The following is a 24,267-nucleotide window of genomic DNA, read 5'->3' as shown; positions in this document are numbered from 1 at the left end:
TCGCCGCGGGCGCACTGTGCTGCGCGTGGTTCGTCGGCCTCACCCCCAAACCGCTGCCGGCCCAGCCGCCGATCGTCCCCGTGCTCCAACCCGGCGTCCCCACCGTCCAACCGAGCCCACCCGTCACCCACCACGGGCACGGCGGCAGCTCGGGCGGCGGTGCGACGCCCAGCCCCGGCGCGAGCCACAGCCACCCCGGCGGCGTCGTGCCGCCGAGCAGCTCGGCGACGGCCTCGCCGCAGCCCTCCGTCAGCCCGTCGGCCACGCCCACCCCGCAGGCGACGACCCGGACGTCCCCCAGCGCGACACCGACCGCCGGCGTGACCACGAGTCGCCCGACCACCGGTCCGACGGCAAGCCCCTCCGCGACGCCGACGGCGTCCCCCACCACGTCCGCCACGGCGCCTCCCCCGCCCACGACGGCCGCGACGAGTGCCGGCACCGCGGCGCTCAGGTAATCCCCAGCAGCCCGTTCACAGCGAGGAGCAGCACAGACCATGGAGCTCAACCCGCACCGCAAGCCCCGCACGCGCGTCGGCGCCGCGCGCCGTGCCCTGCGCGTCGGCCTGATCGCCGGCGCAGGGCTCGGCGTCATCGGCGCGACCGCCGGGGCAGCACAGGCCATCGGCGGACCGCCCGGCGTGGGCGTCGCGAGCGACGGCGCACACACCCTGGCCGACCGCGCCCACACCACCCGCTTCCAGGACTCCTTCACGGTCCACCAGTACGGGACGCTCTACGCCGCGAGTGCCCGCAACCAGGCGCAGGCGATCTCCGCGTACTGCTCGCCGAACGCCCCCTGCCGCTCGGTCGCGCTCTCCTTCCAGATCGTGACCATGGCGGGGACCGACATCCACCTCAACGCGCTCAACCTGAGCAAGGCCGAGAACGTCCACTGCGCCGGCTGCCAGACCCTGGCGGGGGCCTACCAGTTCGTCGTCTCCACGCCCCGCCCGTTCACGCTGAGCGCCACCGCGGAGCGGCAGCTGGCGGACATCCACCGCAAGCTGGACGCGCTGGGCCGCTCGACCGCGCCCGTCGACCAGCTCAAGAGCCAGGTGGACGCCCTCGCCGCGCAGGTGACGGCGATTCTCAAGGCTGCCGCGGCCACCGCACCGAAGGGCCCGGGCGTCTCCGCCCTGGCCCAGATGGAGCCCGAGGTGACGGTGCACCGGGTCTTCGACGAGCACTGACCCGAGCCGCGGCGGACGACGGCGGGGCGGGCCCTCCGGGGGAGGGTCCGCCCCGCCGTCCCTCCGTGTCTCCGTGCACGGAGGAGGGGACTTGCGCGGGGACGCCGACCGATGCGCAAATATGACCACCAACAGGGGTGGCACATGTCGGGGGGTGGCCGGTGGCGGCAGCGCGGGCGATGGTCGTGGTCAAGGATCTGCACCGCAGTTTCGGCAGCGGATCGCGCGTGGTGCACGCGCTGCGCGGCGTCTCCTTCGAGGCGCGGGAGGGTGAACTCACCGCCCTCAAAGGCCGGTCGGGCTCCGGCAAGACGACCCTGCTGAACCTGGTCGGCGGCCTGGACACGCCGACCTCGGGCCGGGTCGAGCTGGACGGCGCCGACCTCGCCGAACTCGACGAGGAGGCCCGGCTGGCCCTGCGCCGGGACCGGATCGGGTTCGTCTTCCAGTCCTTCGGCCTGATCCCGGTGCTCTCGGCGGCGGAGAACGTCGGCGTGCCGATGCGGCTGCGCCGCGTCCCCGCGAAGCAGCGGGAGGAACGCGCCCGCATGCTGCTCGCCCTGGTCGGCCTCGCCGACCACGCCGCGCAGCGCCCGGGCGAGCTCTCCGGCGGCCAGCAGCAACGCGTCGCCATCGCCCGCGCGCTGGCCAACGAGCCCGACCTGATCATCGCGGACGAGCCGACCGGCCAACTGGACTCCGAGACGGGCCGCTCGGTGATGGAACTGCTGCGCGCGGTCGTCCGCAGCGAGGGCGTCACCGCCCTGGTGGCCACGCACGACCCGAACCTCATGGAACTGGCGGACCGCGTGGTGGAGTTGCACGACGGACAACTGGCCGAGTGAGCCCTGCTGCCCGCGGGTGGGTGAGGATCGGAAGAGGCAGACGGGGGGCTGCGGCCGGTGACGGAGACTTCCAGGAGCCGGCTCCGGGCCGGGCACAGCGGGGACAGCGGGGACACAGAGCGGACCGGCGCGCCGGACCGGCTCCGCGCCACCGCGACCCCGCGCTCGGGCGCGGCGGGCTGGTGACCTGAGCCGGCCCCAGGTCTTTGACGTGGCCCGCCCGTCGGTACCCGTCGGACTCCGCAGAGCCCGTCGGCCTTCGGAAGCCGCCTGGCGGGCAGAGCACGGCGTGGGACTCCCGGGCTGGGGCGGACGGGAACGCGGTGTCTTCGATCCGTGGGCGAGGCGTCCCGCGCCCGCCGTGTCCGCCCGTGTGCGTCGACCATCCCCGCGCGTCGACCGCCGCGCGGGGGGCGGGCGGTCAGGATGGGAGTGCTGGGAGGGAGGCGAGGTAGCGCGTGGTCGCCTCCGGGGTGGCGAGCCAGTGGGGGAAGTCCGTGGGGTCGGCGTAGGTCTGGGCCAGCCGGGCGGCGACCGCCGGGTGTGCGGCGGCCTGGGCGAAGGCGAGGCCGATGTGGTCGGGGAGGGGGCCGAGCATGGTCGCGGTGAAGTCCACCGTGTGGCGGGCCTCCTCCCAGTACGCGGCGAACAGTCCCCGCATCCACGGTTCGTCGAAAGGCAGTTCGCCGCGCTCGGTGACGGCTGCGGCGTAACGGGCCGCGCAGCGCGCGGCGTTGTTGGCGCCCTGGGCGGTGATCGGGTCGTTGAGCACCAGCGTGTCGGCCATGCCGAGGACGGCGGGTCCGGCTGCTCCGCCGGGCCGCGCGACGGGATGGCGTACGGTCGGCGTGACCGCGCCGACGAGTGAGGCCCCGGCGTCCGTCGGCTCGGCCGACGCCAGGGCGTCGTACTCCCACGGGACATGGCGGCGGATCAGTTCCCTGGTGCGGGCCAGCAGTTCCTCGGGGTCCGGATCGTCGCCGAAGATGTCCAGCGGTCCGCCGGGCACGGCCTCCCACAGCAGGATCATGCAGGGGCCGCTCAGCGTCACGCCGGGCTGGAGCACGAGCTCGCCCGCGCCAGCGACGATGTGGATCCGGGCGAGGTCGCCCGCCTCCGGACCGAGGTCCGCCGCCGGTCCCACGCCGTGCAGGTAGACGGCGGCCAGCGTCCGCTGCGGGGCGTCGAAGCGGCTGCGTTCCGCGTCGCGGGCGAAGACGCCGCCGAGCGGGCCGCGTCCGGCCGCGACGACGGTCAGCTCGTTGCGCTCGGCCAGCCGGGCCAGATCCTCGGCCGCCGCCCTGCGGTACTCCACCCGGCCGCCGCGCTCCTCGAACAGCTCCAGCCAGGCGGCGGTCTTGACCCGCTGGTCCACCGAGTGGGCGGGCTCCTCGGGGGCGGCGTCGAACCTCAGCGCCGCCTGCCCGTCCACGCCGACCACGACGTGCAACGCGCCCGTGTCCGGGGCCGCCCCGTCCCACAGGGCCAGGCCCGCCGCGCGCTCCAGCGCCCGCGCCGGACCGAACATCGCCTGAGTGGACAGCACCCGTCCGGCGCGGATCTGCTCCGGTGTGCGCTCGGCGACGACCGTCACCTCGTGCCCGGCCGCCTGCAGCTCCAGCGCCAGATGCAGCCCGGACTGTCCGGCCCCGACGACCGCCACCTCACGCATCCGCCCACCCCTTCACCAGTGCAGTTCCCCAGCCGGATTCCCCAGCCGGATTCCCCAGCCCAACGACGGCTCCCCGTAGGGCCGTCGGGACTCATGCTCGCGGTGGAGACGGCCGGAGGCAAGGTGGCTCGCGCTCTTGCAGACATATGCCGGTCACCGATATATGTAGGCGACATGAGTCAAAGTGCACGCCCCATGCAGGAGCCGACGCTGCTCCTGCTCACCGCCTTGGCCGACGAACCGAGGCACGGCTACGCACTGATGCAGGAGGTCGTCGAGATCTCGAACGGACGGGTGCGGCTGCGCACCGGCACGCTCTACGGCGCGCTGGAGCGGCTGCAACGGGAGGGGATGGTCCGGGTGGAACGGGAGGAGGTCGTCGACGGCCGGGCGCGCAAGGTCTACGCGCTGGCCGAGCCGGGCGTGACCGCGCTCGCGGAGGAGACGGCACGGCTGCGCGCGGTCGCGACGGAGGCCGAGCGACGCCTCGCGCTCCGGCCCGGCCTGAAGGGGGCGACGGCATGACGAAGGATCAGACGGACGGCGGGTCAGGCCTGTTGCGGGTGGCGTTGCGCGCCTACCCGAGGGCGGCCCGGACGGCCCACGCGCAGGAGCTCGCCGCGATCTACGCCGAGGCCACGGCCGGCGCGGGCCGGGTCGCCACGCTGCGCGAGGCGATGGACGTCGCGGGGCACGGCCTGCGGCTGCGCTGCGGACTCGGCGGCCAGGGCCGCGCCGACGAGATCGTGGCCCGCGCGGCACCGCTGGCGGTCGTGCTCTGCGCGGCCCAGGGGCTCGCCTACCTCGCCTACGTGGTGGTCACGGCGCTCACGCCGCCGCAGCTCGCGCAGCTCGGCGGGGCGTACCTGACGGTCCTGCTCGACGCCTCGGGCGCGACCCTGGTCTGGCTGGCCGTCCTCGCGCTGCTGCTGTCCGGCCGACCGGGCGCCGCGCGGATCCTGGGCGCCATCGGCACGTTGGGTCAGTTCCCCGTCGTCCTCACGGCGCTGCCGGGCCTTGGGACGGGGCGCCTCGACGCGGTCTGCTCGGCGCTGCTGCCGTCCCTCTTCGTGTCGCTGCTGCTCCTCGCGGCGCCCCGCGACATGCTGGGCGCGGCGAGCCCGCGTGACCGTCTGGCGGTGGGATGGACGGGGGTGCTCGCCCTGGTGCCCTACGTGATCATGCTCGTGGTCCACCGTACGCAGGTGACGGTGCCGATCGTCACGCTCGTCTGGTTCGTCCCGGCGGTCCTGGCCCTGGCGCTGGTCCTGGCCCGCAGGGACGCCGCCGGCCCGATCGCCCTCGGTGTGGCGGCGGTCGTCGGGCTGCTGCGCTTCGACGTGCCGGAACTGGTCAGGCTGGACCCGGCATGGACGTCGTCCGTGGCCGTCCTGACGGCAGTCGTCGTGGTGTTCGCGTGGCGACGGTGGATCGACGGCGGAGCGGACGGCCGGACCGTCCGCTCCTGAACGGGCGCGGCCGGCGTCGGACGGGCCAACGCCGGACGGGCCTCAGGCGGGCGACGGCCCGATCCGTCGCACGTTCTCCCGGCCGCAGGCCGTGCAGACGATCCACTCGCACAGTCGGCCGTCCCAGACGAAGGACTCGCTCGCGCGGTTGCACTCCTCCTCGCCGCAGAAGACGCAGTCGGCTTCCTCGCCGGTCGGGCGATGGAACGGGTGGAGGATCGGGGCCCCCTTGGGATCGGGGCGGCCCATCCAGGCGCAGTCGGGGCACTTCCGCCACTCGTGGGTGCCGCGCCGCGACCGGGTGGTCTCCCGTACGAGTTCCTGCCCGCACCGCGGGCAGGAACTCGGCAACGCCGTGTCCTTGTCGTCTCCGGTCGCCATGTCGCGCCGCCTCCCCCTGTCGGCCGAGGCCGCCAGCCTATGCTGGCCGCGCAGGTGGCAGAAGCCGGCGGAGGCCGGCGGAGGTCGGCGGAACGCGGCGGCAGCCGACGGAACGCGGCAGAAGACGGCAGTCGGAGGGAGGCGGTCACGCGTGGAGGGGCAGCCGATGGAAGAGATCCGGATCCTGGCCGCGACGGCCATCCTCGGTTACGGCTTTCCCGACGCGGCGTTCGAGGAGGGCCTCGCCCGTCGACCGCACGTGATCGCGGCGGACGCCGGGTCCAGCGACCCCGGGCCGTACTACCTCGGCGCGGGCGAGTCTTTCACCGACCGGGCCGCCGTCCGGCGCGACCTGGAGCGGATGCTGACGGCCGCCCGTCGGCTCCGGGTCCCCGTCGTGGTCGGCTCTGCGGGTGGCGCCGGAGCCGCTCCGCACCTGGAGTGGCTGCGGGCCATCGCCGACGCGATCGCCGCGGAGCGGGGCCTGCGGCTGCGCACCGCCCTCATCCCAGCCGACGTCCCGCAGCAGACCGTGCTCGACGCGCTGCGCGCCGACCGGATCTCCGCCGTCCCGTTCGGGCCGGAGCTGACCGAGGCGGACGTGCGCGCGAGCAGCAGGATCGTGGCGCAGCTCGGTGCGGAGCCGCTGGTCGAGGCGCTGCGCGGCGGCGCCGACCTGGTGCTGGCCGGACGCGCCTACGACCCGGCGGTCTTCGCCGCGCTGCCCCTGCTGCACGGCTTCGACGCGGGCCTCGCGCTGCACCTCGGCAAGATCCTGGAATGCGCCGCCATCGCGGCCGTGCCGGGCAGCGGCAGCGACTGCATGCTCGGCACCCTCCGCCGCGACCACTTCACCGTCGAGCCGCTCTCGCCGGAGCGCCGCTGCACGCCCACCTCCGTGGCCGCGCACACCCTCTACGAGAAGAGCGACCCGTACCACCTGCCCGGTCCCGGCGGCCATCTCGACCTCACCGACTGCGTCTTCACCCCCGAGGGGGAGCGCGGTGTCCGGGTCACCGGCTCGCGCCACGTGCCCGCGCCGTACACGTTCAAGCTGGAGGGAGCGCGGCTGCGCGGCTACCGCACGGTCTCGCTGGCCGGCGCCCGCGACCCGGTGTTCGTCCGCGAGCTGGACGCGATCGTCGCGGGCGTGCGCGAGCGCGTCGCCGACAACTTCCCCGACCTGAAGCCGGACGAGTACCGGCTCCTGGTCCGCGTCTACGGACGCGACGGCTGCATGGGCGCGCTCGAACCGCACCCGGTGGTCGCCGGGCACGAGGTCGGCCTGGTCATCGAGGCGGTCGCCGGCACCCAGGCGCTGGCCGACACGCTGTGCGCCTTCGCCCGCTCCACCATGCTGCACTTCGGCTACCCGGGCCGGCTCTCGACCGCCGGGAACCTCGCCTTCCCGTACTCGCCCTCCGACTTCCACGCGGGCGCGGTCTACGAGTGGAGCGTCTACCACCTCCTGCGCGTCGACGACCCGGGCGCGTCGTTCCCGATCCACTGGACCGAGCTGCCCGAGGGGGCGTCATGACCGAGGCACAGCCGCTCGCCGCCCTCGCGGCCCTCGCCGACGTGGTGCGCAGCAAGAACGCCGGACCCTTCGAGCTGACCCTTGACGTGATCTTCACCACCCGCGGGCACTACGAACTGGTCAAGCGCGACCGCTTGATCAACCGTCAGGTCGTGGCGGAGCTGTACGGCCTCCCGGCGGCGGACGTGGGCGAGCCGATCTTCTACGATCCCGCCCGCGCCGTGAAGCTCAACCTGCGTCGGCCGCTGCCGTCCGGGAGCGTCGGCGAGACCGACGTCTACGGCGCGCAGCAGCACGGACCGCTGCTGACTCTGCTCCTGCCGCTCCCGGAGGAGGGCACGCCCGCGACGTAGGGTGGGCCGGGTGGGTGCACGAACCGGCTCAGGGGTGGTAGGCATGCGGATACGACGGACGGGCGCGGCCATGGTCGCCGCCCTGCTCTGCGCGGGGCTGACCGCGTGCGGCGGCTCCGACCGGCCCGCGCCCAGGGACTCCTCGAACCGGGCCGCCCTGGCCGCGCCGAGCGCCCCACCACCGGCCTCACCCTCGCCCTCGCTCTCACCGACGCCGCTCGTGTCCGGCCCCTACGTGGCGCTCGGCGACTCGTACACGGCCGGCCCCGGCATCCCCGAACAGACCGGGGTCCCGGCCGGCTGCGACCGGTCCAGCCACGCCTATCCGGCCCTGCTCGCCGCGCGCCTGCACCTGACGGCGGCCCAGTTCCGGGACGTGAGCTGCAGCGGCGCGCGGATCACGGACCTGGATGGTCGGCAGTCCACCTCCGACGGCGCCAACCCGGCCCAGCTCTCCGCGCTCTCGGCCTCCACCCGGCTGGTCACCCTCGGCATCGGCGGCAACGACATCGGCTTCGCCGACCTGGTCGAGCGCTGCGTCACCGCGGGTCTGCTGCGGCAGACGCCCTGCCGCGAGCAGCTGACCACGGGCGGCGACCGCGTCGAGGCGCGGATCCGCACGGCGGGGGAGCAGCTCGCGGTCGCCCTGGCGGCGATCCACCGCCGCGCCCCGCACGCGCGCGTGTACGTGGTCGGCTACCCGGAGATCCTGCCCGCCGACGGCGGGGCCTGCGCGTCCGGGCTCGCGATGACGGTCGACGACGTGGCCTATCTGCGGGTCAAGGAGCAGCATCTGAACGCGATGCTGCGGCAGCGCGCCGCTGCCGCCGGCGCGCGCTTCGTGGACACCTGGACGCCCTCGCTCGGCCACGACGCCTGCGAGACGGCCTCGATCCGCTGGATCGAACCGCTGCTGCCGACCGCGCAGGCGGCCTCGCTCCACCCGAACGCGCGGGGGGAGCAGGGCATGGCGGATGCGGTTCTGGCGACGCTGGGTGACGAATCCTGAAAGAAAGCTGGGAGCGCCGACCCCGGGTGACAGCCTCTCAGCAGGGGTTTTTACGCACAAGTGACCGAGTTGTGTGCGTCTTCCTCTGAAAATCCTCAGGGCTCTTGTTGACGCGTCAGATGACGCACTGCTTGTCTTGAGCACGGCAAGGCGCACCCCACCTTGTGGTGTCATATCCCCACCCGTCCTGGTCTGACAGGCCGCGAAGCAGGGCTTCGTTTGGCATGCTCACGACACTTGTTGCCCACCGGCGACAGGGCGGCCGACCCCGAAAGGACCCCTCAACCCCATGGGCAAGGGATCTGTTCCGCGTCGCACGACCACGGCCGTCGGCATCGCCGTGGTCACCCTCATCGGCGGCGCAGCCGCCATCGCCGCACCCGCGACCGCAAGCTCGGTGGCGTCGGGTCAGGCGGCGGCGAGCACCGCCTCCCACCACGTGCACACCCGGCACCTCTGCGGCGCCCCCAAGCATGTCCGCATGATGTCCTGTCTCGCGGAGGTGCGCACCGACGTCGCCCAGCCGCACGTCTTCGCCGCGCACGCCGTGTCCGCAGCCGCGACCCCCTCCGGCTACGGCCCGAGCGACCTGCTCAGCGCCTACAACCTGCCCGCCGACGGCGGCGCGGGCCAGACCGTGGCGATCGTGGACGCGCAGGACGACCCGAACGCCGAGTCGGACCTGGCGACCTACCGCAGCCAGTACGGCCTGCCAGCCTGCACCAGCGACAACGGCTGCTTCAGCAAGGTCGACGAGAACGGCGGCACCAACTACCCGAGCGCCGACTCGGGTTGGGCCGGCGAGATATCCCTGGACCTCGACATGGTCTCCGCGATCGCCCCCGAGGCCCACATCGTCCTGGTCGAGGCCGACTCGGCGAACATGACCGACCTGGGCACCGCGGTCAACCAGGCCGTCTCCATGGGCGCGAAGTTCGTCTCCAACAGCTACGGCGGCTCCGAGGACTCCTCCGACCTGTCCGCCGACAGCAGCTACTTCAACCACCCGGGCGTCGCCATCACCGTCTCCGCCGGCGACTCGGCCTACGGCGCGGAGTACCCGGCGTCGAGCCAGTACGTCACCTCCGTCGGCGGCACCTCGCTCACCAAGGACTCCAGCAGCCGTGGCTGGAGCGAGAGCGTCTGGTCCACCTCCAGCACCGAGGGCACCGGCTCCGGCTGCTCCGCCTTCGAGCCCAAGCCCGCCTGGCAGACCGACAGCGGCTGCGCGAACCGCACCGTCGCCGACGTCTCCGCCGTCGCCGACCCGGCCACCGGCGTCGCCGTCTACGACAGCTACGGCGCCTCCGGCTGGCAGGTCTACGGCGGCACCAGCGCCGCGTCGCCGATCATCGCGGGCGTCTACGCCGACGCGGGCGCCCCGGGCAGCGGCGACTACCCGGCGCAGTACCCGTACCAGCACACCGACGCCCTCAACGACGTCACCAGCGGCAGCAACGGCAGCTGCGACCCGTCCTACCTCTGCACCGCGGGCACGGGCTACGACGGCCCGACGGGCCTCGGCACCCCGAACGGCCTGACGGCCTTCACAGCGGGCTGACCATGCACAGCCCCGATTGACCGAAGGGGCGGACGGACCGTGGACCCCACGCCGCGGCTCGTCCGCCCCTTCTTTCGCGCTCTCCCTCGCGCCCGGCCCCGGGGATCTTCACCCTCCTGCCGGCCTGGAGCACGTTGGCTCGAGAAGGCGAGTTGAACGTGTTCAAAAACGGGTCCATGATGGTGCGCATGAGCGAAGGGGAGCGCCTCCGGCGCGCGCGGGTGTGGATCGTGCTGTTCGTGTTCGGGCTGGTGCTGGCGGGGCTGACGGCCTTTCCGCTGGTGACCGAGTCCGGGTGGCTGGTGTGGTGGGCGACGGACCGGGGCTCCCCGCTCGCGGGGTTCGCGGGGCGTTTCCCGGACGCGGTGGCCTGGGCCGTGCACGTCCACGCCGGGCTGGTCGCCACCGCCCGCAGCTACCCGTTCCTCGCCTACGGGACCGACTGGCTCGCCTTCGCCCACCTGGTCATCGCCGTGGCGTTCCTCGGCCCGCTGCGCGATCCGGTCCGCAACGTGTGGGTGCTGGACTTCGGGCTGATCGCCTGCGCCGGAATCCTCCCGCTCGCGGCGATCTGCGGGCCGCTGCGCGGACTGCCGCTCTGGTGGCTGCCGATCGACATGTCCTTCGGCGTCTTCGGTGCAGTCCCGCTGTGGTTGGCCCGGCGGCATGTCAAGGCCGTCGAGCGCGGTCGGTCCACGACCGTCGCCGGGGCGCAGGCCGTTGTCAGTGGCCCGTGAGGGGATTGGGCAGTGTCCCGGCGAACTGAAGGGCGCCGGCCGGGTCGGTCAGGTCGACCATCTGCCGGTTGTTGCGCAGTTGCAGCCGGTTGAGGCAGGAGAGCGCGAACCGCTCGGCGAAGAGGTCCAGGGCGGCGAGACGGTTCGCCAGTTCCGGGTGCGCGGCCTCGTAGTCGCGCAGCACGCGGGCCACGACCGCCCAGAAGGCGTCCTGGTGCACGACGCCGCCCGCGTGCAGCTCGGCGGAGAGGAAGCGGAGGAAGCAGTCGAACACGTCCGTGTGCAGGGAGAGCGCCCACTGCTCCCGCGGCACCTGGGCACGGATCCGCGCGACCTGCGGCGGCAGCGGCGTGGCCGGGTCCAGTACGGCGATCTCCTCGGCTATGTCCTTGAAGAAGACGCGCACCGGCGCGCCCTCGGGGGTCAGCACGAGGATGACGTTCTCGCCGTGCGGCATGAAGGTGAGGCCGTAGGCGCACAGCGCGTGCACGACGGGGGTGAGGTAGGCGGTGAGATAGCGGCGCAGCCACTCCTCGGGGGCCAGTCCGGAGGAGGCGATCAGCGCCGCCGCGACGGAGGCGCCGTCGCGGTCGGTGTGCAGCAGCGCCGCCATCGTCGCCGTCCGCTCGCCCTCGCGCAGGAACGGGACGGGGCTCTCCCGCCAGAGCGCGGCGAGCTGCTTCTGCTGCGGCGTGCCCGTGGGGTAGCGCGGGTGCCGGTACCCGACGGCGGCGTGCTCGCGCAGGATCGAGAAGCCGCAGCCCGTCAGCGTCGGGTCGGCGGCGACGAGGTCGGCGAGCCAGTCGTTGATGGCGGGGGTGTGCTCCATGTAGTCGGCCGAGAGTCCGCGCGTGAAGCCCATGTTGAGGACGGACAGCGCCGTCTTCACATACGGGCGCTCGGGCGCGGCGGAGTTGAAGAAGGTCCGGATCGACTGCTGGGCCAGGTAGGTGTCGTGGCCCTCGCCGAGCGGCACGACGCGGCCGCGTGCGATCTCGTCCGCGTAGGAGACGGCGAGCCGGTGCCGCCACTGCCAAGGGTGGACGGGGATCGGGACGTAGTCCGCCAGCTCCGTCGGCAGCGGCGGCGCGCCCAGCAGGTCGGAGACATCGGTGGCCTCCGTGTTCCGGCCGAGCGCCCGCACAGCGTGGTCCGGGTGGACGGCGACCCACAGCAGTCGCACCGGCGCGCCCGCCTCCGGCGCGTAGCGCAGCTGGTCGACGGCGTCGAACCCCAGCCGGCCGCTGTTGGCCACGAAGCAGGGGTGGCCCTCCGTCATGCCCGCCTCGATCGACTGGAAGTCCGCCGCGGCGAGCTCGGCCGACGTCACGGACGGGAGTGAAAGCTTGAACGCGGTGGCGGCGAGCGTACTGGTGATCTCCTCCAGGTAGAGCGGCAGCACCTCGTCCGACAGCCCGAGGCTGCGCCGCAGCTCCAGCACCAGCGCTCCCGCTTCGAGGGGCAGTTCGACGTCGACGCCCCCTGCGTCTGCGCCTTCGTCGCCGTCGCCGTCGGCGGAACGCAGGCGCACGATGCTGTCCGCCTCGATCCGCCAGTGGTCGAGTGTCAGCAGCTCGGCGCGGAAGCGGTAGGCGACCGCGTGGTCGTCGCTCGCGACGCCGTACCAGCCGCCGCCGTCCGGCAGCGGCAGGGGCGTGATCAGCCGCTCGTGGGCGAACTCGGCCAGCGCCTTGCGCACCAGCAGCCGGTTGGCTTGCGCCCACAGCTGCGGGGTCAGATGGGCGAGCGGCTCACGCTCGCGCTCGCCGCACGCGGCCCGGAACTGCTCCCGGGTGCAGGTGCTGAGCAGGGCCCGCTTGCCGGAGCGCGGCAGCGTGACCGCCCGCACGGGCCGGAAGCCGACGGCCGCGTTGAGCCGGTGCACGGCCCGGTTGCGCACGTCGGGTTCGACGACGACGCGGCGCGCGTCGGCGTCGGCTGCCTCGGCGAACAGGTGCCGCATCACGGCGGTGAGCGCGGCCCGGGTGAAGCCGGGCACGGGCCGCTCGGCCGGCGCGGTCAGGAAGTGCATGCCGACGTCGCCGACGGCGGTGCGGTGCACGTCGCCGACCTCGGTCGAGGCCGGGTCGTAGCGCTCCATCAGCACCGCCGGTTCGCCGCGGAAGCAGCCGATCCAGGCGTCCAGCGTCGCGTACTCCTCGGCGACCTGGGCGATCGTGGCGTCCTGCATCAGCCAGAAGACGGCCTTGGGGTGGGTCACCCAGCCGTGCAGCAGCGCGGCGTCGGCGTCCGGGTCGACGCGGCGGAAGGTGAACTCGTCGGGGGAGGCCGGGCGGGAGGCCGGGCGGGCGGGTGTCTGGCTCATGCGGCGGAGAACTCCTGGAAGGCGATGCGGCGCTCGATCGGGTAGACCTCGCGGCCGGTGAGGGAACGGAGCAGGACGGAGTTGCGGTAGGCGCCCATCCCGAGATCCGGGTCGGAGAGGCTGTGCGTGTGCAGGGCGGCGTTCTGCACGAAGATCTCGCCGCGCCCGGCCGCGTCCACCGACCAGTCGCGGCGCACCGCGAGCCGGCCCTGCCCGTCGCGGGCGAGCCGGTCCGCGATCCCGGCGAGGAAGGCGGGCTCGCGGTAGCGGTAGCCGGTCGCGAGCACGAGCCCGTCGGTGCGCAGGGTGTGCGTCACGTCCTGCTCGCGCTGGTGCAGCGTCAGCTCGTAGGCGTCAGCCGCGTCGTCGTAGCGCGCCCCGGTGAGCGCGGTGTTGGTCAGCAGCCGCGTCGGCACCGGACCCCGCAGCGACTTGACGTAGAGCAGCTCGTGGACGGCGTTGACGGTGTCCGCGCTGATGCCCTTGTACAGCGCCTTCTGCTCCGTGCCGAGCCGGTCGCGCACCGGCGTCGGCAGGGCGTGGAAGTAGTCGATGTACTCCGGGGAGGTCAGTTCCAGCGTCAGCTTGGTGTACTCCAGCGGGAAGAAGCGGGGCGAGCGCGTCGCCCAGACCAACTCGTAGCCGTAGCGGTCGACGTCCCCGAGCAGGTCGAGGTAGATCTCCGCCGCGCTCTGCCCGCTGCCGACGACGGTGATCCGCTCCCGCTTGCGCAGCTCCTCGGCGTGGTCGAGGTAGCGGGAGCTGTGCACGGCGGGGCCGCCGACCCCGTCGAGCGCGGCCGGCCGGTGCGGCGGCGTCCCGGTGCCGAGCACCAGCCGGCGGCCCCGGTACGTCTCGCCGTCGGCGCAGCGGACGGTGTAGGCGCCCTCGGCCCCGTCGTGCGCGACGGACGTCACCTCCCGCCCGAAGCGGACCGAGCGCAGCCGGGACGCGGCCCAGCGGCAGTAGTCGACGTACTCGCTGCGCAGCGGGAAGAAGTTCTCCCGGATGTAGAAGGCGTAGAGGCGGCCCTGCTGCTTCAGATAGTTGAGGAACGAGTAGGGCGAGGCCGGGTCGGCGAGCGTCACCAGGTCGGCGAGGAACGGCGTCTGGAGGCTCGCCTGCTCCAGCATCATGCCCGGGTGCCAGTCGAACTCCTGCTTGCGCTCCAGGAAGACGCCGTCCAGGTCCGCGAGCGGCTCGCTCAGACAGGCCAGCCCCAGGTTGAACGGGCCGAGACCGATGGCCACGAAGTCGTGGATCCCGCTGTCCGTCATGGAATCGAACTCCCCTCAGGCGGCCTGGTCGGCCGCCAGGTAGGCGGTGGCGTGGGCGTCGAGCAGGTCGAGGACGGCGGCGAGGTCCGCCATGGTCGTCGTGGGGTTGAGCAGCGTGAACTTCAGGTGGTGCCGGCCGTCCACGACCGTCCCCGCGACCACGGCCGCACCGCTGGCCGCGAGCGCCTCGCGGGCGTACAGGTTGGCGGCGTCGAGCAGGGCCTCGTCGGCGGGCGCATGCGGCACGTGTGGCGCGCGCGGCGACTGCGGCGGCTGCCAGCGGAAGACGAGCGTGCTGAGCTGCGGTTCGACGACGACGCGGAAGCGCGGGTCGCGGGCCAGCAGCGCGTGTCCCTCGGCGGCCAGGTCGAGCACCGAGTCGAAGAGCGCGCCGACGCCGCCCGCGCCCATCACGCGCAGCGTGAGCCAGAGCTTGAGCGCGTCGAAGCGGCGGGTGGTCTGCAGGCTCTTGTCGACCTGGTTGGGGATGCCGCGCTCGGCCATGCGCCGGGGGTTGAGGTAGTCCGCGTGATGTCCGGCATGGCGCAGGCGTTCCGCGTCGCGGACCAGCAGCGCGCTCGAACTGACCGGCTGGAAGAAGGACTTGTGGAAGTCCACGGTCACCGAGTCGGCCCGCTCGATCCCGTCCAGCCGGTGGCGCCGGGTCGGCGAGACCAGCAGCCCGCAGCCGTAGGCGGCGTCGACGTGCAGCCACACCCCGTGGCGGGCGCAGACGTCCGCGATGGCGGGCATCGGGTCGATGCTGCCGAAGTCGGTGGTGCCGGCGGTGGCGACCACGGCCGCCGGCAGTTCGCCGGCGCGGCGGCAGCGCTCCAACGCGCGCTCCAGCGCGGCCGGGTCCATGCGACGTCCGTCGTCGGTCGGGACCGGGATCGCGGCACTCGCGCCCATGCCGAGCAGGCGCGCCGACTTCACGACGCTGAAGTGCGCCGCCTCGGAGGCGAGGATCCGCAGCCGGGGGAGGCGGACGAGGTCGCCGCCGAGCGCCTCGTCGCGGGCCAGGAGCAGCGCCTGGAGGTTGGACTGCGTCCCGCCGCTGGTGAAGACCCCGTCCGCGCGCGGCCCGAGACCGATCCGCCCGGCGGTCCACTCGATCAGCCGGCGCTCGACGAGGGTCCCTCCGGCGCTCTGGTCCCAGGTGTCGAGGGAGGAGTTGACGGCCGCCAGGACCGTCTCGCCGAGCAGGGCGGGCAGCACGACCGGGCAGTTGAGGTGGGCGAGGTAGCGGGGGTGGTGGAACCACACCGCGTCGCGCAGGTAGACGCGCGACAGCTCCTCGAGCGCCGCGTCGGCGTCCCCGAGCGGCGTGTCGAGGTCGATCGGCGCGAACTCCCGTTCCAGCGCCGGTGGTTCGATGCCAGTGAACGGGCCGTGCGCGGCCGCGACATGACGGGCGACCAGGGCGGCACCGTCGTCGACGAGGCCGCGATAGGCGTCGACGGAGGCGGAGTTGAACAGCTGGGCGTGCGGGTGCGATGGCTTCATGGTGTCCTCTCGTGGGGCGGGGTGACCGTGGGCGTCCCCGGTGTGGTGCGGCGGTAGCGGGCTGCGCGGCTGGACGGGCGGCTGTGCGGCTGTGCGGCCGGGCGACTCGGTGGTGCGGTGCGGCTGCGGTCGCTGCGCGGTCCTGCGGCTGCGCGCTTCTGCGGCTGTGCGGCTACGCGGCTTCGGCGAGGAGGTCCTCTTCGGTCGCGCCGCGACGCCAGTAGCCGGTGAAGGTGATGCGGGCGCGGTCGAAGCCGCGGTCGGCGATCAGGTGGCGGCGCAGCGTGCGGACGCAGCCCGCCTCGCCCGCGAGCCAGGCGTACGGGGTGCCGGGCGGGAGCGCGCAGGCTCCCAGGACCGCACCGGGCAGGCCGCCACGGGCGACCCAGCGCACGTCCGCGTCCGCGATCGGCGCGGCCAGTTCCTGCCGGTCGCGCTCGTACGGCACCTCGATCCAGGCCCGCACCGGAAGCCACGGCCGCTCCGCGCCGAGCCAGGCCGTGATGCCCGCGACGGCGGGCAGGGCCGTCAGGTCGGCGGCCAGCAGCACCCAGTCCGTGCCGTCCGGCGGGCGGAAGTCGATGCCGGCGTTGTCCGGGTCCGTCGGCCCGAGCGCGAGCACGTGCTCGCCCGGAGCGGCCGCCGCAGCCCAGCGGCCCGCCGGTCCGGTGCCGTCGTGGAGGGCGAAGTCGACGGCGAGCTCGCCCGGCCGCTGCGCGCGCACGGTGTAGCTGCGCATGACCGCCCGTCGGGCGGGGTCGAGCCGTCGCCAGTGCGCGTACCAGTCCGCGCCCGCGGCGGTCGGGACCAGCGGCGTCGACTCGCCGGGCTGCGGCAGGAACAGCTTGAAGCGCTGGTCCCGGCCGCCTGAGCGGAATCGGTCGACATCGGGGCCGCCGAAGACGATCCGGCGCATGGACGGGCCGAGCGCCTGCGTCCGCAGCACGCGCAGGTCGAGGAACTCCCACGGGGACGCGGGCGCGGCGGTCATCAGCCGACCTTCTTCGCGCGGTCGAGCGCTCCGGCCAGCTGCTCGACCAGCGGCGCGCATCCCGCGTACGAGAACCGCACCTCGCTGAGCCACGGGACCACCTGACCCGCCCTGACGGCCGGGAGCCGTTGCCAGGTGGGCTTTCCCGTCAGGTCCTTGGGCTGCAGCGCGGAGCTGCGGCTGTCGAGGAGGATCAGATCCGCGCCGTACGTGTCGGCGTTCTCCCAGCTGAGGGGCTCGAAGAAGCCGCCCTGCACCTTGTTCGGGGTGACCAGGTCGACGCCGAGGCTGCGGTAGTAGGAGAGATCGGGGTAGACCGCCGGGTCGGAGACGTACAGCAGGTCGGCACTGGCGGAGGCGGCGAGCACCTTCAGCCCGCCCCGTCCCTTCGCCGTGCGACGCAGCGTCTCGACGGCCTGCTGGAAGCGCTGCTTGGCGGCGACGACGGATGCGGCGGTGAGGTCCGCACCCAGCAGTCCGGCCAACTCCTCGTGGCGGCGCAGCGGTTCGGGCAGCTGCACGTTCGCGATGCTGATCCCGGCCGTCGGCGCGAGAGCGGCGATCTTGTCCTTGCTCGCGTCCGGCACGTACCAGAGCTGCTTCGGCTGCCACATGTCGGTGACGAGCAGCTGCGGGCGCAGCTCGGCGTACTTCTCGAGGTCGAACTCGCCCCAGGCGTTGCCGAGGACGGTCACCTGGGAGACGTCGAGCTGTCCGGCCATCGGGTCGGCCTTGCCGTCGGCGAGCCTGGTGGGCCCGAAGACCCCGACGAGGCGGTCGGCGGCGCCGAAGTCGTGCAGGGCGGCGGCGGTGCCGGTGTAGGCCACGACGCGGGCGGGGGCCTGGGGGAGCGAGACGGTGGTGCCGCGGTCGTCGGTGAAACGCCACGGCCCGCGGGAGGCGGAGCCGGACGCCGCGGCGTCGCCGCTCCCTGGTCCGGAGCGTGATCCGGCACCGCAGGCGGCGAGGAGCGCGCCGAGACCGGCGACGCCGCCGGCGGCGAGCAGGGTACGGCGGGAGGGCTGAACGGGCATGGCGCAGAACGCTTTCTCGGGGGAAGCGGGAGGGAGGCGAAACCATGAGCTCAAGGTCAACTTAGGGTAGCCTAACCTAAGTTTTGACCCGGCTGTCCAGCCCGCGATCCACCACGCTGTCCACCTCGCTTTCCACCCCGCCGGAGGCCCCCGCCCATGACCGCCCTGACCGCTGATCCGCCCTCACCCACCTCCCGGGGGTGGCGGCTCCCGCTGGCCGCGACCGCACTGCTCCTCGCAGCACTCGCGCTCTCCCTCGTCCTCGGCGCCAGGCCGCTCTCGCCGACCGCCGTCTGGCAGGGCCTCACCGACCCGGCCGCGCCCGCCTACGACGTCGTCCACGGCATACGGCTGCCGCGCACCCTGCTGGGCCTGCTGGCGGGAGCCGCCCTCGGCCTCGCGGGCGGCGTCATGCGGGCGCTGACGCGCAATCCGCTCGCAGACCCAGGTCTGCTCGGAGTCAACGCGGGAGCCTCGGCCGCCGTCGTCACCGCCTCCGCCTTCCTCGGCCTCTCCGGCTTCGGCGGGGCGGTCTGGTTCGCCTTCGCGGGCGCGGCGCTGGTCGCCGTGCTGGTGCACGCCGTCGGCGGCGGGCGCACGGCCACCCCCGCGCGCCTGGTCCTCGCCGGAACCGCCGTCAACGCCGCCCTGTTCTCGTATGTCAGCGCGATCGAACTCGTCGACACCGACGCGCTCGACCGGATGCGGTTCTGGACCGTCGGCTCGCTCGCCTCCGCGCAGCTCGGCACCGTCGCCGCGATGACGCCCTTCGTCGTCGCGGGCCTCGGCCTCGCACTGGCGCTCGCCCGGCCGCTGGGCGCGCTGGCGCTCGGGGAGGACTCCGCCCGCGCCCTCGGCTCCCGTCTGCCCGCGACCCGCGCGGGCGCGACGGTCGCCGTCACGCTCCTGTGCGGCGCGGCGACGGCGGCCTGCGGACCGCTGGTCTTCGTCGGCCTCCTCACCCCGCACCTGGTCGCCCGCCTCACCGGCCCCGACCCGCGTCGGCAACTGCCGTACTGCGCGCTGCTCGGACCGGTCCTGCTGCTCGGGGCGGACGTCCTCGGCCGCCTGGTCGCCCGTCCGGGCGAGGTGCAGGTCGGCGTCGTGACCGCGGTCGCGGGCGGACTGCTGCTGCTCGCGCTGGTCTGCCGACGAGGAGGCACCGCATGAGCGCCCCGCTCCGCTCCCGGTTTCGGCCTCGGTCGAGGCTCGGCTTGCGCGGGCTCAGCTTCCACGGGCTCGGTTTTCGCAGGCTCGGTTTGTACGGGTTCGGCGGAACGCCGGTGCGTGCGGTGGACCGCACCGCCCGTCGCGCGCGCCTGGTGACGGCGCTGGTCCTGCTCGCCGCGCCCGCCGTCGCGGTGCTGGCCCTCGCGGGTGGTGGCGATCTGGCCCTCACCCCGGCCGACGTCGTCAGGGCCCTCGTCGACCCCGGTTCGGCAGCCGCCGACCCCGCCACCCACTTCGTCGTCTGGGAGTTGCGGTTGCCGCGGGTGACGACGGGGCTGCTCGCGGGCGCGGCCCTCGCCCTGTCCGGGGCGGCGTTCCAGGCGCTGACGCGCAACCCGCTCGGCAGCCCCGACGTGCTCGGCTTCACCCAGGGTGCGGCCACCGGAGCGCTCACCGCGATCGTCCTGCTCGGCGGCGGTGCGCTCGCGCTTCCGGTCGGCGCGGTCCTCGGCGCGCTGGTGGCCGGGGGAGCGGTGGTGCTGCTCGCCCGGGGCGGCCGGCAGCAGTTGGTGCTCGTCGGCATCGCGGTGGGCGCCGTGCTCACCGGCGTGAACGGCTGGCTGCTGACGCGCGGCCAACTCACCGACGCCGCCCGCGCGGTGCTGTGGCTGACCGGGAGCCTCGACGGCAGTGACTGGTCGGACGCGGCGGTGGTCGCCCTCGCGCTGGCCGTGCTCGGGCCTCTCCTGCTCGGCCACGGGCGCTCGCTGCGCCTGCTGGAACTCGGCGACGACGCGGCCCTGGCGCTCGGCGTCCCGGTGGCGCGCACCCGGGGGGCCCTGCTGATCGCCGCCCTGCTGTTGGCCGCGGCGGCGGCCGCCGCCGTCGGACCGGTGGCCTTCGTCGCGCTGACCGCGCCGCAGCTGGCCCGGCGGCTGACCCGCGCACCGGGCCCGAACCTGCTGCCCTCGGCCGCGACGGGCGCGCTGCTGCTCGTCCTCGCGGACTGGGCCGCGCAGCGGGCCGTGCCGGGGCACCAGCTGCCCGTCGGCGTGGTGACGGGGCTGCTGGGCGGTGGGTACCTGGTCCGACTGCTCGTCAAGGAGCGCCGGACGGCGACGGTGTGACGGCGTGGGGACCGCCGTGGAGGGCGGCGGGGACGCCGAGCCGGGCGGGACCGGCCAGCCCGCAGGCGCTGCCGTGGCGGGCGGACGGGACGACGAGCGGGGTGCCGGTCTCCGGGTCCGGCACCACCCGGCACTCCACGTCGAAGACCTCCGCGACCAGTTCGGCGTCCAGCACCTCGTGCGGCGGACCCGCCGCGACGAGGCGGCCCGCGCGCAGCACCACCAGGTGGTCCGCGTAACGGGCGGCCTGGCCGAGGTCGTGCAGGACCATGACGACGGTCCGGCCCGACTCGCGCTGGAGCCGGACCGCCAGATCCAGCACGTCGAGCTGGTGGCGCAGGTCGAGGAAGGTGGTCGGCTCGTCCAGGAGCAGCAACTCCGTCTCCTGCGCGAGCGTCAGTGCGATCCAGGCACGCTGGCGTTGCCCTCCGCTGAGCCGGTCGACGAGCCGGTCACGCAGGGCGGACGTCCCGGTGCGGTCGAGGGCGCGCTCGACGGCGTCCTGGTCGGCCGCGCTCCAGGCTCCGAAAAGGCCCTGGTGCGGGTGCCGTCCCAGGCGGACCAGCCCCTCGACGGTGATCCCCTCCGGCGCGACGGGCTGCTGGGGCAGCAGCCCGAGCCGCCGGGCCACCTCCCGCGAGGGCAGCCGGTGCAGGTCGGCGCCGTCCAGCAGCACCGATCCGGCGGCCGGCTTCAGCAGGCGCGCGAGCCCGCGCAGCAGCGTCGACTTGCCGCAGCCGTTGGGGCCCACGATCGCGGTGACGGCGTCGCGCGGCAGGGCGATGTCGAGGTCGGCGACGACGGGTTCGGCCGTGGCCGCGGCCGAGCGGGGGCGGTCGTAGGAGAGGCGGAGGGCACGGGTCTCAAGCATGGGGCTAACTTAGGTTTGCCTAACCTAAGTATGTCAAGCTCGCGGAGCGGTGGAGTAGCCCCGACGCCCGGCGCGGGCTCTCCTGGAGCCCGTGCCGGGCGTCCCGTCGCCGATGGGCGGCGCGCTTGGAGTCGCCGACCGGTCACCCCGTCAGCATGCGGGCGGAGTGACTCCGTAGACCGCCTTGTCCCAGGTGAGGCCGGCCAGCCCGCTGGTGTTGTCGACGACGAGGTCCCAGATCAGCGTTTGGCCGTCGCTGGGGTCGTAGACGTAGCCGAGGTTGCACAGGGACCTGATGCTGTCGCCGGGGTTGAGGATCTGGTGCTCCCAGTCCGCCTGGGGGTGGAGGTGTATCCAGGTCTGCGACGGCACGCCGCTGGCGATGCCCGCGCTGCCGCACGGCGCGGGCGCCCCCGTCACCGTCAGGTAGCTCGCCAGGGTGTAGCCCGCGTTGTCGTTGGTCGTGTCGATCACCAGATCCCAGATGGTCCCCTCGGAGGCCACCCAGCACGCGACCCCGAGCGTGTCACCGCTGTTGATGCTCAGGTGGTCGGACTCGTAGGTCGGCAGGAAGTGCACCCACGCGGAGGTGGCCGTGGGAGCGGCGACGGTCGCCCGGATGGATTCGGCCGCCGGCTTCTCCGTCGCGGACGCCGTGGTGGCCCCGGCCGTGCTGACGCCCAGGGACAGTGCCGCGATCGCCAGCGCGGTCTTGGCGTGCTTGATCATCAATTCTCCTCGATCGATGTCGTGCCTTCATGGCGTCGCAGCTCGCGACGTGATCGACGTCGAGCGGAAGGCCGGCGCGCTCGGCCCGGGCGGCAGTTGATGACGGCCGCCCTGCTCATAAATCTGAGTTTACGTCCGTCCGGCGCGCTGTCAACAGCTGATGGAGTCGCGGCGGCCGTCAACTAGACTTGGGTGCCGGTGGCGGAAGGAGGCGGCACATGACCGAACAGCAGGCTGCGCACACCTCCCTGGCTGGGCGACTCGACCGCCTTTTCCGCACGGTGCATCCCGCCGACCGGGCCGAGTACACCTACGAGGAGGTCGCGGCGGCCATCCGGGAGCGCGGCACGATGATCTCCCACACCTATGTGTGGCAGCTGCGCAAGGGCGTCCGCGACAACCCGACCATGCGGCACTTGGAGGGACTCGCCCGGTTCTTCGGCGTGCCCACGTCCTACTTTCTCGACGAGGACGCCGCCGAGATCGACGCCCAGTTGCAGCTGCTGGCAGCGCTGCGGGAATCCTCGGTGCGCACCCTCGCACTGCGTGCTGCGGATCTGTCGGCGTCCGGACTCGCCGCCATCCAAGCCATGATCGAGCACGCCCGATCGCTGGAGGGCCTCCCGGCCGACCATGACAACCCCGCCTCCCGCGAAGGTGGTTCAGCCAGCTGACGGCCCGGACCGATACCATCGGCACCCTGCGGTGTGAAGGCTTCGGGGGGAGTGGTCCATGGGGCATGCTCGACAGCTGCGGAGATTACGGGCTCGGTTGGCTGGAATCGATATGCCACGCCCCTTCACCGTGGACGCGCTCTGCGAGCAGCTCGCGCGTGAACGTGGGCGCCCCATACGGCTGCAGCCCCTTCCGACCGCGGAGCCCGGTCAGCCCTGCGGGATGTGGATCGGGACCGACAGGGTCGACTACATATTCCATGCTCGAGGAACCAGTCCGCTGCACCAGCAGAACATCGTGTTGCACGAGATCGGGCACATGCTCTGCGATCACACCGGTCTCGGCGCCGGCCTCGCGTCGATGTTCTCCCGACTCGACCCCGCCATGGTCGAGCGTGTTCTGACGCGTGGTGGCTATCCCACTCCCCAGGAGAAAGAGGCGGAGCTGATGGCCGCGCTCATCCTCGAACGCGCGGACTGGCCGGGCGTCGACCCTCGACCGCTGGGTGATCTGGATGAACTGCTCTGAACTCCACGGTGTCGTCGGGGTCGGGCCCAGCGTGGTGTGGCTGACGGTCCTCATGTTGTTGTGGTTCGTCACTCTGCTGCTGGTCGCCTTCTTGGGCGGTTCGGCCCGGCGACGCCCGCTGATGTTCCTCTTCCTGTTCGCGAGCGGTGCGGCGACGCTCACCGGATACAGTGTCCGGCGCGCGCTGGACGTGACGACCGGCGTCCCCGATGGCTCGATCCTCGCCGGCCATGTTCTGGCGATCCTGGCGATGGTCGCCGCGTTGGAGTCAGCGGCGCTGCTGACCGGGGTGACCTCCGCGACGCGCCGCGCGCTACGGGTCGGGCAATCGCTCCTCGCGCTCGACGGGATTCTCCTGGTCGCCTTGTTCCTCGCCATTCCGCGCAGCCTCGACCATCCTGACTTCGGCTGTTGGCAGGCGCGGTCGCTTGTCGTCCTCACCTACCAACTGCTTTACCAGGGGGCTCTGGCGACCAGCCTGGTCGTCGAGATCGTGTTGTTCCGCCCGCGGATCCGAAGCGTCGGCGCACCCTTGCTCCGGAACGCCCTGCGCATGCTCATCGGTGGGTTTGTCGTCGGCTCGGCTTACGTCGGCGTGCGTGTCTGGTACCTCTTCACCCACGCTTTCGGGCTGCCCTACCCATTGGACGGACGATTCGGGTTCGTTCCCGTCGTGCTGTTGGAGGCGGGCCTGGGCATGCTCGGTCTCGCCGCGTGCATCATCGGGGCCCACCGCCTGGGACGGTTCATCGGGCGACTGAGTCAGTACCATCGTCTTCGTCCGCTCTGGGAGCTGCTGAGTCAGATCGCGCCCGGGCACGTCCTCGGTGTCACTCGCTCTCGCTGGGCGGATCTGGTCGGCGTCCCAGGAGCGCAACGCAGGCTGTATCGCCGTGCGATCGAGATCCGGGATGCGCAATGGGAACTGGCCGGCTTCGTATCGCCGGCCATGACCGAGTGCGCGACCACCGCACTCCGGAACGTCCAGCGACCGCCTGACGAGGATCTCGACCTGACCTTGGAGGCCCTCCGCCTGGAGATCGCGTGCCGAGCCAAGTCGGCTGGACTGCCGCACGCGGGGCCACCGGACTCCGGGTCCTGGTCCGGAGGAGCCGACCTCGACAGCGAAGCGCGGGCTCTGCTGCTCATCCAGCGCCTCCGCAAGGACCCCTGGGTGCAGGCTACCGCTGGAGCGATCGTTGAAGGCGAAGGGGACGTGGCCGCGTCCCCGACTCCTGAGCGCGCTTGACGATCTGCAGCATCCGGCGCGTTGTCA

23 protein-coding genes and 2 pseudogenes are annotated in these 24,267 nt (G+C 73.3%); 14 read left to right on the top strand and 11 right to left on the bottom strand.

Annotation, left to right across the window (positions count from 1 at the left end):
* Positions 1–400: pseudogene (locus TR50_RS46605) on the bottom strand (hypothetical protein); the annotation flags it as partial.
* Between the two features lie 97 nt (positions 401–497).
* Here TR50_RS46605 and TR50_RS08680 point away from each other — a divergent pair.
* Together TR50_RS08680 and TR50_RS08675 are read left to right on the top strand one after the other, a co-directional pair.
* Complete coding sequence (locus TR50_RS08680) at positions 498–1,193, top strand: hypothetical protein (RefSeq protein ID WP_042416975.1); 696 nt, start codon at positions 498–500, stop codon at positions 1,191–1,193.
* A 179-nt stretch (positions 1,194–1,372) separates the two neighbouring features.
* The gene (locus TR50_RS08675) at positions 1,373–2,038 is read left to right on the top strand and encodes an ABC transporter ATP-binding protein (RefSeq protein ID WP_042416973.1); all 666 of its coding nucleotides are present in this window, start codon (positions 1,373–1,375) and stop codon (positions 2,036–2,038) included.
* Between the two features lie 421 nt (positions 2,039–2,459).
* Here TR50_RS08675 and TR50_RS08670 read toward each other — a convergent pair whose 3' ends face one another.
* A complete protein-coding gene (locus TR50_RS08670; protein WP_042416971.1) occupies positions 2,460–3,710 on the bottom strand; it encodes a styrene monooxygenase/indole monooxygenase family protein in 1,251 nt (416 codons plus the stop codon).
* Positions 3,711–3,905: 195 nt separating this feature from the next.
* On the opposite strand from TR50_RS08670, the gene TR50_RS08665 reads away from it, so the two are divergent.
* Together TR50_RS08665 and TR50_RS08655 are read left to right on the top strand one after the other, a co-directional pair.
* Positions 3,906–4,235 carry a PadR family transcriptional regulator gene (locus TR50_RS08665; RefSeq protein WP_084699945.1) on the top strand — a complete coding sequence of 110 codons (330 nt, stop codon included), beginning with the start codon at positions 3,906–3,908 and terminating at the stop codon, positions 4,233–4,235.
* Positions 4,232–5,179, top strand: a complete 948-nt coding sequence (locus TR50_RS08655) for a hypothetical protein (RefSeq protein ID WP_152648309.1) — start codon at positions 4,232–4,234, stop codon at positions 5,177–5,179. The genes TR50_RS08665 and TR50_RS08655 overlap by 4 nt, the downstream gene beginning before the upstream one ends.
* Positions 5,180–5,221: 42 nt before the next feature.
* Here TR50_RS08655 and TR50_RS08650 read toward each other — a convergent pair whose 3' ends face one another.
* A complete protein-coding gene (locus TR50_RS08650) occupies positions 5,222–5,560 on the bottom strand; it encodes a hypothetical protein (RefSeq protein ID WP_052440850.1) in 339 nt (112 codons plus the stop codon).
* 166 nt (positions 5,561–5,726) lie between these two features.
* Between TR50_RS08650 and TR50_RS08645 the strand changes: the two genes are divergently transcribed.
* From TR50_RS08645 to TR50_RS08625, 5 genes are all read left to right on the top strand, one after another.
* A complete protein-coding gene (locus TR50_RS08645) occupies positions 5,727–7,097 on the top strand; it encodes an acyclic terpene utilization AtuA family protein (protein ID WP_042416965.1) in 1,371 nt (456 codons plus the stop codon).
* Positions 7,094–7,450 (top strand): DUF4387 domain-containing protein, encoded by a 357-nt coding sequence (locus TR50_RS08640; RefSeq protein ID WP_042416962.1) that lies wholly within the window; start codon positions 7,094–7,096, stop codon positions 7,448–7,450. Before TR50_RS08645 ends, TR50_RS08640 begins: the two co-directional genes overlap by 4 nt.
* Before the next feature lie 43 nt (positions 7,451–7,493).
* Complete coding sequence (locus TR50_RS08635; RefSeq protein ID WP_236654338.1) at positions 7,494–8,459, top strand: SGNH/GDSL hydrolase family protein; 966 nt, start codon at positions 7,494–7,496, stop codon at positions 8,457–8,459.
* Between the two features lie 289 nt (positions 8,460–8,748).
* Positions 8,749–10,020 (top strand): S53 family peptidase, encoded by a 1,272-nt coding sequence (locus tag TR50_RS08630; protein WP_042416959.1) that lies wholly within the window; start codon positions 8,749–8,751, stop codon positions 10,018–10,020.
* A gap of 188 nt (positions 10,021–10,208) precedes the next feature.
* Entirely contained in the window at positions 10,209–10,757 is a 549-nt protein-coding gene (locus TR50_RS08625; protein ID WP_042417145.1) for a hypothetical protein, read from the top strand.
* Here TR50_RS08625 and TR50_RS08620 read toward each other — a convergent pair.
* The 6 genes and pseudogenes from TR50_RS08620 to TR50_RS08600 all read right to left on the bottom strand — a co-directional run bounded on the left by TR50_RS08620 (position 10,744) and on the right by TR50_RS08600 (position 17,891).
* Positions 10,744–12,567 carry an IucA/IucC family protein gene (locus TR50_RS08620; RefSeq protein WP_236654342.1) on the bottom strand — a complete coding sequence of 608 codons (1,824 nt, stop codon included), beginning with the start codon at positions 12,565–12,567 and terminating at the stop codon, positions 10,744–10,746. The two genes, TR50_RS08625 and TR50_RS08620, sit on opposite strands and share 14 nt — an antisense overlap.
* A 36-nt stretch (positions 12,568–12,603) precedes the next feature.
* Positions 12,604–13,083, bottom strand: a pseudogene (locus TR50_RS48545) (GNAT family N-acetyltransferase); the annotation flags it as partial.
* Positions 13,080–14,360, bottom strand: a complete 1,281-nt coding sequence (locus tag TR50_RS08615; protein WP_042416956.1) for a lysine N(6)-hydroxylase/L-ornithine N(5)-oxygenase family protein — start codon at positions 14,358–14,360, stop codon at positions 13,080–13,082. The pseudogene TR50_RS48545 and the gene TR50_RS08615, both read right to left, overlap by 4 nt.
* Before the next feature lie 15 nt (positions 14,361–14,375).
* On the bottom strand, positions 14,376–15,866 hold the full coding sequence (locus TR50_RS08610) for a pyridoxal phosphate-dependent decarboxylase family protein (protein ID WP_042416953.1): 1,491 nt from the start codon (positions 15,864–15,866) through the stop codon (positions 14,376–14,378).
* 172 nt (positions 15,867–16,038) lie between these two features.
* Positions 16,039–16,857 (bottom strand): siderophore-interacting protein, encoded by an 819-nt coding sequence (locus TR50_RS08605; protein ID WP_042416951.1) that lies wholly within the window; start codon positions 16,855–16,857, stop codon positions 16,039–16,041.
* The gene (locus tag TR50_RS08600) at positions 16,857–17,891 is read right to left on the bottom strand and encodes an ABC transporter substrate-binding protein (protein ID WP_042416947.1); all 1,035 of its coding nucleotides are present in this window, start codon (positions 17,889–17,891) and stop codon (positions 16,857–16,859) included. Before TR50_RS08600 ends, TR50_RS08605 begins: the two co-directional genes overlap by 1 nt.
* Positions 17,892–18,047: 156 nt before the next feature.
* Between TR50_RS08600 and TR50_RS08595 the strand changes: the two genes are divergently transcribed.
* Together TR50_RS08595 and TR50_RS08590 are read left to right on the top strand one after the other, a co-directional pair.
* The gene (locus TR50_RS08595) at positions 18,048–19,061 is read left to right on the top strand and encodes a FecCD family ABC transporter permease (protein WP_063775034.1); all 1,014 of its coding nucleotides are present in this window, start codon (positions 18,048–18,050) and stop codon (positions 19,059–19,061) included.
* Between the two features lie 122 nt (positions 19,062–19,183).
* Complete coding sequence (locus tag TR50_RS08590) at positions 19,184–20,188, top strand: FecCD family ABC transporter permease (protein ID WP_236654337.1); 1,005 nt, start codon at positions 19,184–19,186, stop codon at positions 20,186–20,188.
* Here TR50_RS08590 and TR50_RS08585 read toward each other — a convergent pair.
* Together TR50_RS08585 and TR50_RS08580 are read right to left on the bottom strand one after the other, a co-directional pair.
* Positions 20,160–21,059 (bottom strand): ABC transporter ATP-binding protein, encoded by a 900-nt coding sequence (locus TR50_RS08585; RefSeq protein ID WP_084699939.1) that lies wholly within the window; start codon positions 21,057–21,059, stop codon positions 20,160–20,162. The genes TR50_RS08590 and TR50_RS08585 overlap by 29 nt on opposite strands.
* Positions 21,060–21,209: 150 nt before the next feature.
* Positions 21,210–21,788, bottom strand: a complete 579-nt coding sequence (locus TR50_RS08580) for a hypothetical protein (protein ID WP_042416941.1) — start codon at positions 21,786–21,788, stop codon at positions 21,210–21,212.
* Positions 21,789–22,006: 218 nt separating this feature from the next.
* Between TR50_RS08580 and TR50_RS08575 the strand changes: the two genes are divergently transcribed.
* From TR50_RS08575 to TR50_RS08565, 3 genes are all read left to right on the top strand, one after another.
* Complete coding sequence (locus tag TR50_RS08575) at positions 22,007–22,462, top strand: helix-turn-helix transcriptional regulator (protein ID WP_042416938.1); 456 nt, start codon at positions 22,007–22,009, stop codon at positions 22,460–22,462.
* 298 nt (positions 22,463–22,760) lie between these two features.
* On the top strand, positions 22,761–22,991 hold the full coding sequence (locus TR50_RS48120; RefSeq protein ID WP_236654336.1) for a M48 family metalloprotease: 231 nt from the start codon (positions 22,761–22,763) through the stop codon (positions 22,989–22,991).
* On the top strand, positions 22,978–24,240 hold the full coding sequence (locus TR50_RS08565; protein ID WP_369405707.1) for an MAB_1171c family putative transporter: 1,263 nt from the start codon (positions 22,978–22,980) through the stop codon (positions 24,238–24,240). The genes TR50_RS48120 and TR50_RS08565 overlap by 14 nt, the downstream gene beginning before the upstream one ends.
* Positions 24,241–24,267: the final 27 nt, after the last annotated feature.

Origin of the sequence: Streptacidiphilus anmyonensis (genome assembly GCF_000787855.1) — a bacterium.
GTDB classification, from domain to species: Bacteria; Actinomycetota; Actinomycetes; order Streptomycetales; family Streptomycetaceae; genus Streptacidiphilus; species Streptacidiphilus anmyonensis.
This window is presented reverse-complemented; position numbering and strand designations above follow the sequence as displayed.